This window comes from Corynebacterium kalinowskii, assembly GCF_009734385.1.
In the GTDB taxonomy this organism is placed as follows: Bacteria; Actinomycetota; Actinomycetes; order Mycobacteriales; family Mycobacteriaceae; genus Corynebacterium; species Corynebacterium kalinowskii.
In genome coordinates this window covers 17,083-32,092 of sequence record NZ_CP046452.1, presented here as the reverse complement: position 1 = coordinate 32,092, position 15,010 = coordinate 17,083, and the positions used below count along the sequence as shown (strand labels likewise).

Genomic DNA, 15,010 nt, shown 5'->3' with positions numbered 1-15,010 from the left:
GAGGGAGGAGGATCGGCTAATGCCTTTGCACTCGCTGGGTCACCGCTATGAGCTAGGTGACATGATCGGAACCGGCGGCATGTCTGACGTCTATCGCGCCACGGACACGCTGCTGGGTCGCGACGTCGCGGTCAAAATCATGCGAGCCGACCTCGCCCGCGATGAAGGCTTCCGCGAGCGCTTCCGCAGAGAGGCACAAAACGGCGGAGGCCTAAACCACCCGGCCATCGTTGCCGTCTACGACACCGGCGATACCGAGCTACATGGTGTGACTGTCCCGTACATCGTGATGGAGCTGGTGCGAGGCAAGACGTTGCGCGCGATCATCCGTGACAACGGCCCGCTCGAGCCGAACGAGGCCGCGAAGATCCTGGTTCCGGTGTGTGAGGCCCTCCAGGTCAGCCATGACGCCGGCATTATCCACCGCGATATCAAGCCGGCCAACATCATGATCACCCCAACCGGGGATGTGAAGGTGATGGACTTTGGCATCGCCCGCGCCCTCGGCGACGCCACCTCCGCCATGACTGCCACCGCCGCGGTCATCGGCACAGCCCAATATCTTTCCCCCGAGCAGGCCCGGGGAAAGAGCGCCGATGCCCGCTCCGATATTTACGCCACCGGCTGTGTCTTCTATGAACTGCTCACTGGCAAGCCACCTTTTTCCGGTGACTCTCCCCTGGCGATCGCTTACCAGCATGTGCAGGAAGACCCGATCCCTCCATCCGAGCACATCCACGGTCTCTCCCCGACTGTCGCCGTAAATGTCGACGCGGTGTGTCTGACCGCAATGGCTAAGCACCCAGGCGATCGATACCAATCCGCCGCGGAATTTGCTGAGGACTTGCGCCGCATTGAGCGCGGATCCGTGGCGATGGCTGCCCGCAATCATCTCCACACTGACCCGGATCCCACCCCGGAGCCCTACGATCCGCCGACCCAGGTCACCAAGGCCGTGGTCGCGCCGGTTGCGGCCCCTGAACCAGTCGGGGCCACAGAGTCGGTCGCCTCTCACCGCGCCGAAAAGAAGAACTCTTCGTGGGGCACGGCCGTCGCTACCCTGGCTGTCCTCGCGTTGCTCGGTGGTGGCGGCTATGTGGCGTACACCTATCTCTCAGAGGATGAGGCAAAGAAGCCCACGGCGCCGGCCCAGTCGCAGAACGTGGCCATCCCCGATGTTGCGGGCAAACCCGAGGCGGCAGCGAGCAAGATACTCACTGACCTTGGTCTTAAAGTAGAGCCGAAAGAAGAAGCGAGCCCAACCGTGCCTAAGGGCCAGGTCATCGCCACCAATCCGGCTGCCGGATCGCAGATCCGCCCTGGTTCCACCGTCACGTTGGTTGTCTCCACCGGCAAGGAAATTATCGAAGTTCCAGATCTTAGGAACCTGACCACCCAAGAGGCCGAGAAGATTCTTAGCCAGGCGGGACTGCAACTCGATCCAACCGTGAGGCAAGAGACCTCTGACCAGGTAGAAAATGGGAAGATTCTCGATCAGTCCCCAGGAGCGGGTTCGCAGGTATCCAAGGGCTCTCGCGTTGCTATTACGGTCTCCTCCGGTATCGAGGAAGTCCGCGTGCCGTCGATCGACGGCATGAAGTGGTCCCAAGCAGAGGGCAACCTCACGGCTCTCGGTTTGGTCCCCCGGGTCGAGTTTGTCGACTCCGAAAAGCCAGAAGGCACCGTCATTTCCCTCGCCGAGGCCGGCCAAAAGCTACCCAAGGGCTCTGTTGTTAACGTGACCGTCTCCAATGGCTCGGCAATCAAGATGCCAACACTGAAGGGCCTCACCGCAACCCAAGCGCTGCGGGCGCTTCGCGACGCCGGTTGGACCGCCCCCGACACGTCGCTCCAGCAACGCAGGGTAGGAACCACTGCGCTCATCGACCAAGGCAAGATCGCGCAACAAGACCCCGCAGCGGGGCAACCACTCCCGAAGGATGCGTTGGTATACGTTGACGTTTACGAATTCCAGCTGCTCCCACCGGCACCGTAATTGCCGGTTAGGGTGCCAGCTGGCACAATGAAATGCAATTAACTTAACTACAAAGGTGAACCATGCCGAAAGCAAAAGTAACTAAAACCGCTACCCCAACAAGCGCTGCGAACCGCACGCCGGTGAAGATCAGCTCCTCCGGCACCCCAATGTGGTACAAGATCATCATGTTCGGCTTCATGCTCGCCGGGCTGCTGTGGTTGGTAGTGAACTACCTAGCTGGCCAGGATATTTCCTTCATGCGTGAGCTCGGTCCATGGAACTACGGTATCGGTTTTGGCTTGTTCATTATGGGTCTGCTGATGACCATGGGATGGCGCTAACTCGTTAGTTTTTCGGGCGCTGAGCGCTCAATCAACATTGCTATTCTGGGGACATGACCTCGGTGAGCAAGCCTTCCAATGCTGATTTGTATGGACTAGCCCTGACTACGATTGGTTCAGCTACGAAGCTGCCTCTGGTCAGGGTTGATCGCGAGGAGTTCCTTCGCGAGCAATTCAAGGATCATCCGCGACTTGATGAGATCCTGAAAAAAGGCCCGCAGGCCGTCTTCGAGCTCGAAGACTTACGCGAAAAAGCTAAGAAGCTGGTTCGCAAGAACACCTCAACCACCGCAGGCCTGTCCTTCGCCTCCGGTCTTCCCGCTAACCCACTTGTAGCCATTCCCGCTGGAAGTGTCGACGTTGCGCAATACTTCGCCTTTGCCTTACGCATGGCCCAGCAAATCGCCTACTTGTTTGGCGAGGACGATCTCTTCACATCCCAGTCGCACTCACTCAGTGAAGAAGCACGCATCCGCGTCATTGGATATCTGGGAGTGATGTTTGGCGCGGCAGGGGCCGCGGCCTTGGTTGCCCGTACGGCTCAAGAAATCAGTGAACAAGTCGGTCGTCGGTTTGCCGCACAAGGTTTGATGAAAACCACCTGGTATCCGCTGGTGAAAAAAGTCGGCGCGGCGATCGGGCAAAAGATTACTACGAAGACCGTAGAAAAGACCGTAACTAAGATGGTCCCCCTGGCCGGAGGCGTGATTTCGGGTGGCATCACCTACGTCACTTTTCGGCCCATGGGCAATCGACTTATTGACGTACTGATCCGAAATCTCAATGGCGAGTTTGACGAGGTGCTGCGAGAAAAAGAGGCGATGCCAATCCTCGAAGGAGAAGTCATCGACGAACTGTAAATCACCTGGTTGTCATTCCACCCCAATAAGCATCCCCAGCCTAGTTATCCACAGGCTGGGGATGCTTTTGTGTATGTTCCACTTGTTCACATTATCCACACCCTGTGGATAACTCTGTGTATGGTTATCCACTCTCGCCCGCATTTTCTAACAATTCCCACTTAATGCAGGTTAACTTCGTGTGTTCGATGTGGATTTTCGTAAATTACAAGTTTGTAGTTATCCACACTGTGGATAAACCCTGGGGATAACTGTGGTGGCATGGAGTGTTGGGGATAAGTTGTGAACTACAGCAGAGCCGGCCAGAACCCACTGGTGGTAAACGTTGCCACTTTGAACAACAAAGCAATAACGAACATTGCTGCGATGCCCGAAACGAGGATCCACCTCACCCGGTGCTCCCGGGCTAGCAATGCAAGAGCCAGCAAAAGACCAGCTAGGAGGCCTCCCATGTGGCCCCACAGGGACACTGCGGGGGTCATCAGGGTGTAAGCGACGTTGGCCAGAATGAGCACGATGGGGGCGCGCAGGTCGCCACCTCGTTGCGCCACCAGAAATGCGAACAACACCATGAGGGCATAGGCCACCCCGGAAGCTCCTACGACAGCGGCCAGCGGGTCCATCCACACTGTCACAGTGCTCGCGCCCACCGCCGAGACGAACCACAGCAGCAAATACATGCGCGCTCCATAGCTGGTTTCCACTTCCCGACCGAGTAGGAACAACAGCAACAGGTTCAAAACCAAATGCCCTGGGCCCAGGTGCATGAATGCCGAACCCACAGCTCGCAGCGGACCGAAGGGGCCGCTCATAGCCGGCAGATAGAGAATGAAGCGGTCAGCGAGCGAACTTCCCGAAAGATTGTCCACAACTGAGAGGGACTGCGCGACCGTCGCCAGGTAAAACAACACCATAAGGACGCACACTGCGACGGTAACGGGCGCTTGGCGCCACCAGATTTTCAGCATCGGGTCTCTCCAGAATGACAAAAGCCTGCCGGCCGACGGACGTCGACAAGCAGGCTATGAGGTTAAACGTTAGGCAATCGTGACGGAGTTGATAACTACTGGATCGACTGGGCGGTCCATAGCAGCGGTCGCGGTGGTAGCGATGTCATCGACAACCTTCTGGGATGCCGCGTCAGTGACCTCACCGAAGATGGTGTGCTTGCCGTTCAGCCAAGGAGTGGCCGCGACGGTGATGAAGAACTGGGAGCCGTTGGTGCCTGGGCCAGCGTTGGCCATGGCCAGCAGGTAGGAGCGGTCGAAGCGCAGCTCAGGGTGGATTTCATCAGCGAACTTGTAGCCAGGGCCACCGGTGCCGGTGCCGGTTGGGTCGCCGCCCTGAATCATGAAGCCGTCGATGACGCGGTGGAAGATGGCGCCGTCGTAGAACGGACCCTCGTTGGTGCCGGAAGCGTTGGCAGCCTTGTATTCCTTGGAGCCATTAGCCAGGCCAACGAAGTTGTCAACGGTTTCAGGTGCGTGGTTGCCAAAAAGGTCAATGACGATGTCACCACGGTTGGTGTGCAGCGTCGCAGTTGCGGTCTTTTGAGTCATGCCCTTTATGTTACCGACATGGCGACCGTAATGTCGCTACCCTGGAAGATACGAAGTCCCCTACGAAAGGCAACCGCCATGAACAATGTCAAACTAGCCATCGACACCGCGCGCGCTGCCGTGAGCGCAGTCAACGATTACCGCGAGCGTAAGTCCGCCGAGGCCTACGAGGCCCTGTCTGAGGTCGCAGAGCAGTACACCATCGCTGAGCTCGCCGGACTGGGTCAGGAGAAGGGCAAGGCGCTTCTCGACGACCGTCGCGACACCGCCGCAAAGGTCGCCGAAAACGCTCGTATCCGTCTGGAGAAGGCGCGTGAGGCCTCTGCCGTCGCTTCGAAGGAGCTCGCCAAGAAGGCTGACAAGCAGGCTATCAAGCTCGGCATTAAGGAAGAGCCAAAGAAGAAGGGCAAGGCTGGCATCGTTGCCTTGGTTGTTGCTCTGCTGGGTGCTGCCGGCGCTGCTGCTTACTGGTTCCTGTTCCGTGAGGAGAAGGCCGCTACCGTTCCTCCTCGCGTGGAGGAGCACGGCGCCGAGGGTTCCCGCCTGGTGTACTCCACCGTGACGCCAACGGAGTCCGAGGTCTCCCCTGAGTTCCTGGACGATCTGGACAAGCAGCTCGCTGAGCACAAGGCGCAGGACACCGAGATTGCCGAGCAGGTTCAGGCCATCAACGATGGCGAGTTCGCCAATGACGCTATCGATGAAGCCATTGATGACGCTGACGTTTCTGAGCTGAATTCCCTGGAGGATCAGGCTGAGGACGCCGAGAAGAAGTTCGACGGCCGCTAAGCCCACAGACGAAAATGCCCGGTACAGTTCCTGTACCGGGCATTAGTCTTTGGTCTAATTAGTATGCGCCACGCATGGTGACGAAATAGCCGCCAGTAGCAGCGTTCTTTGCTACGCCGATGCCCATGGACTTGGCGTAAGGGCTCAAGATGTTGTCACGGTGTGCTGGGGAGTTCATCCAGCCGTTGACGGCGTCGCGTGGGTTGTTGTACATCACAGCGACGTTTTCCATGTCACTGAGCTGCAGGGCCATTGGGTCGTGAGCCAGGTGGTCACGAGCCGCACTGGTCTGGGACCAAGAGCGAGAAGAGTCGGACAGGTACTGGTTCCAGCCCAAGGTGTGCAGGCCGTGGGCGGCGCGGATGCCGTTAATCTGGTCTGCGATATCGGCTTCAGCTGCGGTGAGGTTTTCGCCTACTGCGAATGGGAAAGCCTCGGCTGCAGGAGTCGCTACGGTGGAGGCGCCGAAGGTTACTGCAAGGGCTGCTACTGCGGTTGCGATGATCTTCTTCATTGTCTTGAGCCTTAATACGGAGTGACTTTTCTGACACTTTTAGAAAACCGCAGGTAGCCAAGGTTTCCACCAGAATGAACCCTGCCTAAACCCAATTATTTGCCCGCAAGTTGCTGGGGTTTCTGAGCGTGGATCAAAAACTGATATAGCTATTTCATGTGATTGCTGGAACCGAATTTTCAGGCCACTGATAGGCAATCAGCTGGATGTCATAGGTAGTCGATGCGCGTTAAGCATTCGAGGAACCTCCAACTGGCACTTTTAGGCATCTCTTATGCCAGCATTAGACGCGTTCCTTAGAAAGAGCACGCGTCAACTACCTAAGCTTTCCTCACCTTTGATCGGACCTTAGACGGAGTCTTAACATTTAAAGCTCCCCAAGGGTCAGGTTTTGCCATTTGCGCAGGTCAAGCCATTTTTAGTCACTCTCAGGCGATAAATTCACCTGCAGTTTTTCAATAGTGTATGCTTTATTGAAAACGTAGGAGGAGTCATGTCGGACCATCATCACCACCATCACGGGTCCTCAAATCGCACCCGACTCGGTATCGCACTGGCCATCACTGGCACCATTTTGGTTGCCGAAATCGTGGGCGCATGGTGGACGGGTAGTCTCGCACTCATCGCGGATGCCGGGCACATGGCCGTCGATACGGCGGGCCTCGGCATGGCGCTCACCGCCGCCGCCCTGATCCAGCGACCGGCCACCAAGACTTACACGTGGGGGCTCCGGCGAGCCGAAGTCATCTCCTCCGCACTCCAAGCCCTCTTGCTCGGTGGCGTGGGCCTTTACACCATTATCGAGGCGGTGCGTCGGCTCCTATCACCCGTCGAGGTCAACTCTCAGGGGCTGCTCATCATCGGTATCGTCGGACTGCTCGGCAACATCGCGTCCTTCGCGATCCTCAGTGGCGGGGAGGACAACCTCAACATGAAGGCGGCCACGCTCGAGGTGCTTAACGACGCCCTCGGCTCCGTCGCCGTGATCGTCAGCGCCATCGTGCTCGCCACGACTGGCTTTGCGCGTGCCGACGCGATCGCCTCTCTCCTGATTGCCCTACTCATCCTCCCGCGCGCGCTTCACATCCTGCGCGAGTCCGGCACCATTTTGCTCGAATCCACCCCACCGGGACTCGACCTCGATGCCGTCCGCGAGCACATCCTGGGCGTTGAACACGTACTTGATGTCCACGACCTGCACGCCTCTAGGATTGCCACCGGGCTGCCCATTCTCAGCGCGCACGTGGTCCTTGAAGACCGCTGCTTTAACGACGGCCACATCCCCGACATCCTGGACAAACTGCAAGCCTGCGTGGCCACGCACTTCGACGTGTCCGTGAAGCACGCAACCTTCCAGTTCGAGCCAGTGCGGGACTGCGAGCAAGACAGTAGCGCCTGCCGCTAGCTCTCGCCCGCATCACGACCAGCTGCGTTAGCCCCGCGAGTAAATCAGAACCGTGTAAGGCGCAATCGACAGGTTGCCGTGGCGAGGCTGGCCGTCGAGGCCTCCCTCGTAGGATTCCATATCGTAGGATGCGAAGCCGCCAAACAGCGAACTGTAGTGCTTCGCGTCGCTGTTGAAACGCAGCGTCCACTTCTCAGTGCCGGCGGGCAGGCCGATATCGACCTTCTCGCGAACCTCGCTGTCCAGGTTAACTACGACGACCACGTCATCACCTACACCGCCCTCTGCCCAGCGGTGGAAGACCAGGAAGTTAGCTTCATCGTCGGCCTTGAGGATGGCAGTGTTCTGCCCGGTCAAGCCCCGGGTCGACTGACTGCGATTCAGGCGTAGGTTAATCAGGTCACGGTAGAGGTTGGCGATGCCGGCGTAGTTCTCGTCGCGTGACCAGTCGAGCGGCACGCTGTCACGGAACCAGGCGCCTTCGAGGAACTCCTGGCCCTGGAACAGCATCGGAATGCCGGGGGAGGTCAGAGCGAGGGCGGCGCCCAGGGTCGACAACTTCTGAGCAACCCAACCGGACGGATCGTTTGGGTTGACCTCTTGCGGGACGCGAGCCTTGCCGTTGGCTACCTCGTCGTGGCTCTCGGTGTAGACGACGCGTGCAAAAGCATCGCCGTAGTCGGTGGTGACTGCCTCGACAATGGCAGGGATGGATCGCCATTCGTCATCGATTTCAGTAATGACCTCACGGACCGGGTGGACGAAGTGGCTGTCCCACTGCGAGTGGAAGCCGGCTCCGTCGGGGGCAGTGGAAGTTACCAGTGGGTTGCCATGCAAATCTTCAGCGATCAGGATCCGGCCCGGGAACTCCTCGCGGACGGTGTCGGCGATCCAACGCATCATCGACCAGCCCTCTGGGATGTCCATTGAGGATCCGTCCTTGGACCGCATGTATGGCGTCATGTCCAAGCGCAGGCCGTCCATGCGGTAGTCCTTTAGCCACATCAGGGCGTTATCGCGGATGAAGCGACGGACTTCTTCTCGACCATAATCAGGGCGGGTATCGCCCCACGGGGTCTCCGACTTCCAGTCCTGGTAGAAGTAGATGCCACCCTTGCCGTTCTCGCTCCACCCGTCGAATTGCCAGAGGTCGAGGTCAGAGGGGCCGAAGTGGTTGTACACGACGTCCTGGATGACCGCGATGCCCATCTCATGGGCCTTCTTCACGAACTGCTTGAGAGCATCTGGGCCACCGTAGGCGGACTCCACAGCGAACGGATCGGCTGGGTTGTAGCCCCAGCTCTGGTCGCCAGCGAACTCGGCTACTGGCATCAGCTGGACGGTGTTCGCTCCAAGTTCGAGCACATGATGGAGGCGCTCCATCGCCCCTTCCAGATCGCCGACCCCGCCATCGACGGAGTTGAACGTGCCCACGTGCATTTCGTAGATGACCATCTCATTGAAAGGCGGGCAGTGCGCCTGCACGCCCTCCCAGTCGAACGCGCTGTGGTCGTAGATTACCGAGTTACCGACGGAGTTGGTGACCAGGTAGCTGTATGGATCGCGCTTGGAGAGCACCTGCTCGCCATTGGTGATGATGTACTTGTACTCGTCGCCCGTCTTCGCTTCCGGCACCAGCGCGTACCAGTAGCCGTTGCCCTCCGACTCGAGCGGATTCGCGGATTCGCTCCACTTGTTGAAGTCACCCGTCACGACCACGGTGTCCGCGTGCGGAGCCCAGACTCGAAATGCGACGCCACCGTCTCCAACGATCGCGCCCATTCCATTCCAGCGCTCAGTAGTACTTGTCATCAGTTCCTCTGCAATCTGTATGAGGGGCTCGGGGTTCCGGCCACCATATAGACCACGTTAGACAAATATTTGGGACTGTGCGCCACCGCCCAGACCACACTCAGTGACCTGGAGGGGGTGGCCTCTGTCCAAGTGGTAGTACCGCCCGGCCATCTCGTGGTGTTCCATGACCTACAACAAGTATCTGTGGACGAGCTCATCAGGACCGTCACCGACATCACCTCCACTGCCCACTCCTTAGGCAGCGAGTGGTGAGGGGGCGCGGCTGTCGGTTGTGTCGGAGGCTTTTGTTCCTCCGCTTCCGCGGTCATTGCTCTCCGGGATTGATAGCATGGGGCTTATGGCCCGCAATCCCGTCCGTCACAACTGTGCCCAACCCCACCAGTGCTCCCTGGACGTGCGCATGCAGGTCATGGCCCGTTCCCCGCTGACCAAGAAGCTGAACCCACAACAGCACAGGGAACTCGATCAGCATCTGACCTCCTGCGCCTGGGCCGCGGGTGATCCCATCCTCCTAGCCGGCGAGCAGGCTCAGGGCAGCTATATGGTCGCCTCCGGTCGGGCCCGGATCACCCGGGACACCATCGATGGCCGCGAAATCACCGTCGACATCGCCGCCCCCGGGGATATCATCGGCCCACTGCACACCTATAGCTCCCCAGCCACCGACTCCGCCTGGGCGATTGAGACCACCTGCGCGCTCTACCTGCCCGCCGAGGCCCTGGCCGAGGTCGTGGACGCCTACCCGCAACTGGCGTTGGCGATCATGCGGATGCAGCAGGACCAATTGGTCCGGTCCCGGGAACGCGAGACCGCACAGACCACCTCGACTGTCGAGCAGCGCGTGGCCGCCGCCCTCCAATACCTGGACGCCAAGCTCGGGCAAATCCGACAAGACGGATCCAGCCTGCTGCAGGTCCGCCTGCGCCGCGACGACGTGGCCGGCATGGCCGGCACCACCGTCGAGTCCGCCTCCCGGGCAATGGCGCGGATGAAGAAAACCGGTGTCATCGACTCCGGCCGCGAATGGATCGCCATTACCAACCACCAGGCCCTGGGCGACCTGGTCGCCGGCCTCTAAACGCCCACATCCCTCTCTTTTCCAGGACAATTTCCTGGTAGGAGAGATTTGTCGTTGTTTGATCTAGGTCAAGGAATTAACCCGGAAAGGACCGTATCTTTAAAGGTGCAAGCACAGGAACATGACGATAAAAGATGAAAGGACCTGGTTACGATGACCGCCCCGGCCACGCTGAAGAACACCACCTTGCGCTCTGATGAGTTCACCTGTCCGAGCTGTGTCGCCAAGATCGAAAACAAGCTGAATGGTTTGGACGGCGTGGAGAATGCGGAGGTGAAGTTCTCCTCCGGACGCATCCTGGTCACCCACGACCCACAGAAGGTCTCCGTACGTGACCTGGTCACCGCGGTAGCCGAGGTCGGTTACACCGCCAAGCCGTCGGCGATCTGACGCACTCCCGACCCCACAAGCCCGCCCGCACCAGAAAGTGCCGGCGGGCCATCTGTGCCCCCGGGCTACGAGCACCACAGTCTTTTTGCGATCCAGATCTCACTTTGCGTGTACTTGATGCGGATCAAGGTACTTTCTCCGGATTGTTCATAACTTAATGAGTATCACAGAAAACACCTGATCTTCATCATTAAAGGACACCACCATGGCCGAAGTGACCTTTGCCAATCTCCACGAGAAGATGAACTTCCTGCTCAAGGACCACGGGGTCGAGAACTTCGACTAGTCGGATCTGGACCTCGAATCCGTCTCCTCACTGCACGCCAAGGCGAACGCGTTATGCGCCGCCCACGGCGGTGACCCCTCCCGCATGACGAACGATACCCTCGCCCAGCTGCACCCGAAGCTGGACTTCCTGATGAAGGGGCACGGCGTGGACACCGACACTGCCCGCCAGGACTTGAGCACACTGGAGGCTGTGGATGCCAAGGTCAACGCCATTGTCAACGCCCACGATCATTAGCGACTGGACCATCTTTCCGAAGTGGGAGCCACGCTGTCCTCATGCCCACACCGACCCGTGAACGACAGGGACCGAATCTTCTCGCAAGAACTCGAGACCTGAATACAGGCAACATCCAGGGTGCCGCCTATCACAGTGCGGCGGCGTTGTAACGCGTGAGTCGTCCTGCGGGCCAGGACGACACTATCCACCTAGGACATCTCAAGGAGACCCGTGACGCCTACCAGCGACGCGTAGATGACGACCTCGCCCTGTTCCCCTCCCTTGCGGCGCCCGACCCACACGGCCGCCACCCGATCCGGGAATGGCTGAGCACTCACACCGGCCCTCTCATGGACGCCGGCTGTACCGCCAAACCCTCGGCCTACTAAACACCCCTATCCGAGTACCCGGGAAAGGAGCATGATCGACGCCTCGTCAGGTCGGAGGTGTGTGGGTAATTGATCCAGGTCAAGGAGGTTTCTCCGGAATCGTCCTAACTTAATGGGTGGCACAAGAAAAAGACCCTCAAGAAGTAAAGGACACCCATCATGAAGACCTGGAAAACCTGGGGCGTGGTCGCCGTCTCAGGCCTGTTGATTATCCTGTCCTGGCTCACCCCCGCTGGGTGGCTGTCAGACGGATTCATGATCGCCGCCGCGGTGGTCGCCGGCTGGCAGATCGCCGTCTCCGCCGTCCAAGCCCTGCGCATTAGGATGATCTCGATTGACCTGCTGGTCATCGTCGCCGCCATCGGCGCGCTGTTCATCAACAACTACTGGGAATCCGCCGCCGTCACCTTCCTCTTCGCCCTGGGCAAGGCCCTGGAGAAGGCCACGATGAACCGCACCCGCAAGGCACTGTCGGACCTGGTGGACGCTGCCCCCGAGACCGCCACCGTGCTGCGCGACGGTGAGCCCGAAACCGTTGAGATCTGGGAACTAGCCCCCGGTGACGTCGTGCTCGTGAAAAACGGCGAGCAGATCCCCGTCGATGGACGCGTGCTCTCCGGTCACGGCGGGGTCGACGAGGCCACCATCACCGGGGAATCTGTACCCGCTGAGAAGGCCGAGGACTCGGAGGTCTTCGCCGGTACTTGGCTGCGCTCCGGGGTGCTGCGCATCGAGGCGATTGGCATCGGCTCGGACTCCACACTGGCCAAGATCATCCACCGTGTGGAAGACGCCCAGGACGATAAAGCCAAGACCCAGACGTTCCTGGAGAAATTCTCGAAGTACTACACCCCCGGTGTGATGGTCGCCGCCCTCGCCGTTGGCCTGATCACCCTCAATGTGGAACTGGCCTTGACCCTGCTGGTCATCGCCTGCCCCGGGGCGCTGGTCATCTCCATCCCGGTCTCGATTGTCGCCGGAATCGGACGCTCCGCTAAGGACGGGGTGCTCATCAAGGGTGGCGAATACCTGGAGACCTCCGCGAAGGTCGACACCGTGGTCGTCGACAAGACCGGCACCCTGACCAACGGCCGCCCCAAGCTGACCAACGTCGACGTCCTCGACCCTGCCTACTCGGACGATGAGATGCTCACCCTGGCCGCCCGTGCCGAAACCGCCTCCGAGCACCCCCTTGCCGAGGCGATCATCCGCGGCGCGGAGAACAAGGGACTGACCATCGAAATGGTCGAGAAAGCCAAACCGGTTACCGGCAAGGGCATCATCGCGAAGGTCGACGACCATACCGTCGCCGTCGGTTCCGTCGAGCTGCTCGACCACGCCCCGGACACCACCCGCATCCTTGAACTCAATGACCAGGGCAAGACCGCCATGTACGTCGGTGTCGACGGACGCGCCATCGGCATCGTCGCCGTGGCCGACACCATCCGTGACGACGCACCGGCCGCTATCCGATCGCTGCATGACAAGGGTGTGCGCGTGATCATGGCCACCGGTGACGCGCAGCGGGTGGCCCGCAACGTCGCCGCCGAACTCGGGGTCGACGAGGTCCGGGCCGAACTCATGCCCGAGGACAAGCTCACTATCGTCAAGGACCTGCAGGCCCAGGGCCGCACCGTGGCCATGATCGGCGACGGTGTCAACGACACGCCGGCACTCGCTCAGGCCGACATCGGCGTGGCGATGGGGGCTGCTGGCTCACCTGCCGCCATCGAGACAGCCGATATCGCCCTGATGGCCGACAAGCTCCCCCGCCTGCCGTACGCCCTGGGTCTGGCCCAGCGCACGGTACGCACCATGCGGGTCAATATCGCCATCGCCCTGGCCACCGTGGCGATCCTCTTGGTCGGTGTGCTGCTCGGTGGGGTGACCATGTCGATTGGCATGCTCGTCCACGAAGCTAGCGTCCTGATCGTCATCGCGATAGCCATGCTGCTGCTGCGCCCCACCCTGAAGGAAGACAAGGACAAGGCAGACGTCAGTACTGCTGACGCCGCGAAGGAGACGCTAAGCGCCTAACGACACAATCGCCACAGCCAGCCCCTCCGGTTTTCCTCCAGGTCTTCCCGGTGGGGCTTTCCCCTGTGCACCAGATCCCGTGGGAATCCAGCATCCCAACACTTCAACCGGTAAACCGAAACGCCATGCAGACCGAATGAAGCAGCAGGCAAAAGTCTATTACCAGCGAATCAGCGGCTCCGAAAAGGATAAACTGAACTCCCTTAACTTAGTGGATGCGCCCGAAGAGGACAGCAAATGGAAAAACTGCCAAACGGCGAGTGGGCAGACAAATTCGTTCCAAGCAGTGCCGCAGCTCTCTCGGATGGAGTTCCACTGGAAATAGTGTTCCCCTGGACGGTTTCTGGTGCGCAGTTCAAGCGTAAATGGCCTATTGCGCCTGAATCATCAACGCTGGGTAGCCGTTGGCAGAAGCTATTTGAGAGTGGCATTGCTAACGAGGAAATGTTTTCTCCTGATAGAGACTGCACTACGCAGTCAAAAAGAACGACGCGGTTACAGGTAACCTTCTCCCAGTTTTAAGCACCACAGAAGCCACTGATTCCATGGCGACCCCTGCCAGGTATGGGTATCGCAGTTTTGATAGGCAGTGGTGTCTTCCCGACCACCGCGTAGGCACCTATATTCGTCAACAACAACCGGATCAGGATCCCATACCGACCCCGTGGAAACACCTCACAACAATCAGGTGTTTCCAGGACCCCTAGAACTTAAGCGGGATTAGAGAAACAAAAAAGACCCTCACACCTTTGGTGTGAGGATCTTAGCTGTGGAGCATAGGAGAATCGAACTCCTGACCTCCTGCTTGCAAAGCAGGTGCTCTACCAATTGAGCTAATGCCCCATTTGTTCCTGGTGGGCCTAGCAAGAATCGAACTTGCGACCTCATCGTTATCAGCGATGCGCTCTAACCGACTGAGCTATAGGCCCTGGGAACGAAATAGAACTTTACCCACCGTTTAACAAGAAACCAAATCAGCAGGTAAAGCCCTATTTTTGTATGCCTGGATTAGTCGTCGAGAAGCGTGATTTCGAGGCCGCCAAACAGATCCACCGTGGCGTTGTAGATGAGCGCCACCATCGGTGCAAGCACAGACACCAGCACGGCGATAATCGCGCCAATCAAACCAGCCACGGACATGATGAGCCCGAAGGTCACTGTGCCCTCGCCACCCGCGCCGCCGATGACGGAGTTCAGGTCATCCCACACACCGGCCGCATCCATGCCGACGTAGAGCAGGGCTACGCAGATCATCCAGGCCACCAGCCCGGCCAACGACAGCACAAGTGCTGTGCGGAAGGCGGACAGCGGCGAGACGTTACGAACCGTCACTTTACGTTCAGCCATGGA

General features: G+C 59.3%; 16 protein-coding genes and 2 tRNA genes. 11 read left to right on the top strand and 7 right to left on the bottom strand.

The features are described 5' to 3' along the window. Positions 1-19: 19 nt before the first annotated feature. From pknB to CKALI_RS00145, 3 genes are all read left to right on the top strand, one after another. Entirely contained in the window at positions 20-1,996 is a 1,977-nt protein-coding gene (gene pknB, locus CKALI_RS00155) for a Stk1 family PASTA domain-containing Ser/Thr kinase (RefSeq protein ID WP_156191400.1), read from the top strand. A 62-nt stretch (positions 1,997-2,058) separates the two neighbouring features. Further along, on the top strand, positions 2,059-2,319 hold the full coding sequence (gene crgA / locus CKALI_RS00150) for a cell division protein CrgA (RefSeq protein WP_156191399.1): 261 nt from the start codon (positions 2,059-2,061) through the stop codon (positions 2,317-2,319). A 53-nt stretch (positions 2,320-2,372) separates the two neighbouring features. Next, a complete protein-coding gene (locus tag CKALI_RS00145; RefSeq protein WP_156191398.1) occupies positions 2,373-3,179 on the top strand; it encodes a hypothetical protein in 807 nt (268 codons plus the stop codon). Between the two features lie 287 nt (positions 3,180-3,466). Here the strand turns inward: CKALI_RS00145 and CKALI_RS00140 are convergent, their stop codons facing one another. Then, on the bottom strand, positions 3,467-4,147 hold the full coding sequence (locus tag CKALI_RS00140; RefSeq protein ID WP_156191397.1) for a rhomboid family intramembrane serine protease: 681 nt from the start codon (positions 4,145-4,147) through the stop codon (positions 3,467-3,469). Positions 4,148-4,216: 69 nt separating this feature from the next. Next, positions 4,217-4,738, bottom strand: a complete 522-nt coding sequence (locus CKALI_RS00135; RefSeq protein ID WP_156191396.1) for a peptidylprolyl isomerase — start codon at positions 4,736-4,738, stop codon at positions 4,217-4,219. Positions 4,739-4,816: 78 nt separating this feature from the next. On the opposite strand from CKALI_RS00135, the gene CKALI_RS00130 reads away from it, so the two are divergent. Beyond that, on the top strand, positions 4,817-5,527 hold the full coding sequence (locus CKALI_RS00130) for a hypothetical protein (RefSeq protein ID WP_156191395.1): 711 nt from the start codon (positions 4,817-4,819) through the stop codon (positions 5,525-5,527). A 58-nt stretch (positions 5,528-5,585) separates the two neighbouring features. On the opposite strand, the gene CKALI_RS00125 is transcribed toward CKALI_RS00130, so the two are convergent. After that, on the bottom strand, positions 5,586-6,041 hold the full coding sequence (locus CKALI_RS00125) for a CAP domain-containing protein (protein ID WP_156191394.1): 456 nt from the start codon (positions 6,039-6,041) through the stop codon (positions 5,586-5,588). Between the two features lie 493 nt (positions 6,042-6,534). On the opposite strand from CKALI_RS00125, the gene CKALI_RS00120 reads away from it, so the two are divergent. Continuing rightward, on the top strand, positions 6,535-7,446 hold the full coding sequence (locus CKALI_RS00120; protein ID WP_156191393.1) for a cation diffusion facilitator family transporter: 912 nt from the start codon (positions 6,535-6,537) through the stop codon (positions 7,444-7,446). Positions 7,447-7,473: 27 nt separating this feature from the next. Here CKALI_RS00120 and CKALI_RS00115 read toward each other — a convergent pair whose 3' ends face one another. Beyond that, positions 7,474-9,258 carry an alpha-amylase family glycosyl hydrolase gene (locus tag CKALI_RS00115; RefSeq protein WP_156191392.1) on the bottom strand — a complete coding sequence of 595 codons (1,785 nt, stop codon included), beginning with the start codon at positions 9,256-9,258 and terminating at the stop codon, positions 7,474-7,476. Between the two features lie 340 nt (positions 9,259-9,598). Here CKALI_RS00115 and CKALI_RS00110 point away from each other — a divergent pair, with 340 nt between their 5' ends. From CKALI_RS00110 to CKALI_RS00085, 6 genes are all read left to right on the top strand, one after another. Continuing rightward, complete coding sequence (locus CKALI_RS00110; RefSeq protein WP_156191391.1) at positions 9,599-10,339, top strand: Crp/Fnr family transcriptional regulator; 741 nt, start codon at positions 9,599-9,601, stop codon at positions 10,337-10,339. A 153-nt stretch (positions 10,340-10,492) separates the two neighbouring features. Continuing rightward, entirely contained in the window at positions 10,493-10,729 is a 237-nt protein-coding gene (locus CKALI_RS00105; protein ID WP_042622839.1) for a heavy-metal-associated domain-containing protein, read from the top strand. A gap of 370 nt (positions 10,730-11,099) precedes the next feature. Then, positions 11,100-11,252: a hypothetical protein gene (locus CKALI_RS12240; protein WP_231580484.1), complete on the top strand. Its 153-nt coding sequence runs from the start codon at positions 11,100-11,102 to the stop codon at positions 11,250-11,252. A gap of 155 nt (positions 11,253-11,407) precedes the next feature. Then, positions 11,408-11,623, top strand: coding sequence for a hypothetical protein (locus tag CKALI_RS00095; RefSeq protein WP_156191390.1), 216 nt, complete (start codon positions 11,408-11,410; stop codon positions 11,621-11,623). Between the two features lie 159 nt (positions 11,624-11,782). Then, positions 11,783-13,660, top strand: a complete 1,878-nt coding sequence (locus CKALI_RS00090) for a heavy metal translocating P-type ATPase (protein WP_156191389.1) — start codon at positions 11,783-11,785, stop codon at positions 13,658-13,660. A gap of 237 nt (positions 13,661-13,897) precedes the next feature. After that, positions 13,898-14,182: a hypothetical protein gene (locus tag CKALI_RS00085; protein ID WP_156191388.1), complete on the top strand. Its 285-nt coding sequence runs from the start codon at positions 13,898-13,900 to the stop codon at positions 14,180-14,182. A gap of 248 nt (positions 14,183-14,430) precedes the next feature. Here the strand turns inward: CKALI_RS00085 and CKALI_RS00080 are convergent. The 3 genes from CKALI_RS00080 to CKALI_RS00070 all read right to left on the bottom strand — a co-directional run bounded on the left by CKALI_RS00080 (position 14,431) and on the right by CKALI_RS00070 (position 15,007). Then, a tRNA-Ala gene (locus CKALI_RS00080) sits at positions 14,431-14,503 on the bottom strand. 9 nt (positions 14,504-14,512) lie between these two features. Continuing rightward, positions 14,513-14,589, bottom strand: a tRNA-Ile gene (locus CKALI_RS00075). 79 nt (positions 14,590-14,668) lie between these two features. After that, positions 14,669-15,007 carry a DUF3566 domain-containing protein gene (locus tag CKALI_RS00070; RefSeq protein WP_156191387.1) on the bottom strand — a complete coding sequence of 113 codons (339 nt, stop codon included), beginning with the start codon at positions 15,005-15,007 and terminating at the stop codon, positions 14,669-14,671. Between the last annotated feature and the right edge of the window lie 3 nt (positions 15,008-15,010).

Excerpts from the sequence above, each read along its gene's own strand:
- CKALI_RS00130 (WP_156191395.1), top strand. The coding sequence starts at position 4,817 with ATGAACAATGTCAAACTAGCCATCGACACCGCGCGCGCTGCCGTGAGC.
- CKALI_RS00085 (WP_156191388.1), top strand. The coding sequence starts at position 13,898 with ATGGAAAAACTGCCAAACGGCGAGTGGGCAGACAAATTCGTTCCAAGC.
- CKALI_RS00070 (WP_156191387.1), bottom strand. The coding sequence starts at position 15,007 with ATGGCTGAACGTAAAGTGACGGTTCGTAACGTCTCGCCGCTGTCCGCC.
- CKALI_RS00110 (WP_156191391.1), top strand. The coding sequence starts at position 9,599 with ATGGCCCGCAATCCCGTCCGTCACAACTGTGCCCAACCCCACCAGTGC.
- CKALI_RS00120 (WP_156191393.1), top strand. The coding sequence starts at position 6,535 with ATGTCGGACCATCATCACCACCATCACGGGTCCTCAAATCGCACCCGA.
- CKALI_RS00115 (WP_156191392.1), bottom strand. The coding sequence starts at position 9,258 with ATGACAAGTACTACTGAGCGCTGGAATGGAATGGGCGCGATCGTTGGA.
- CKALI_RS00145 (WP_156191398.1), top strand. The coding sequence starts at position 2,373 with ATGACCTCGGTGAGCAAGCCTTCCAATGCTGATTTGTATGGACTAGCC.
- CKALI_RS12240 (WP_231580484.1), top strand. The coding sequence starts at position 11,100 with ATGACGAACGATACCCTCGCCCAGCTGCACCCGAAGCTGGACTTCCTG.
- CKALI_RS00140 (WP_156191397.1), bottom strand. The coding sequence starts at position 4,147 with ATGCTGAAAATCTGGTGGCGCCAAGCGCCCGTTACCGTCGCAGTGTGC.
- pknB (WP_156191400.1), top strand. The coding sequence starts at position 20 with ATGCCTTTGCACTCGCTGGGTCACCGCTATGAGCTAGGTGACATGATC.
- CKALI_RS00135 (WP_156191396.1), bottom strand. The coding sequence starts at position 4,738 with ATGACTCAAAAGACCGCAACTGCGACGCTGCACACCAACCGTGGTGAC.
- CKALI_RS00090 (WP_156191389.1), top strand. The coding sequence starts at position 11,783 with ATGAAGACCTGGAAAACCTGGGGCGTGGTCGCCGTCTCAGGCCTGTTG.
- crgA (WP_156191399.1), top strand. The coding sequence starts at position 2,059 with ATGCCGAAAGCAAAAGTAACTAAAACCGCTACCCCAACAAGCGCTGCG.
- CKALI_RS00105 (WP_042622839.1), top strand. The coding sequence starts at position 10,493 with ATGACCGCCCCGGCCACGCTGAAGAACACCACCTTGCGCTCTGATGAG.
- CKALI_RS00125 (WP_156191394.1), bottom strand. The coding sequence starts at position 6,041 with ATGAAGAAGATCATCGCAACCGCAGTAGCAGCCCTTGCAGTAACCTTC.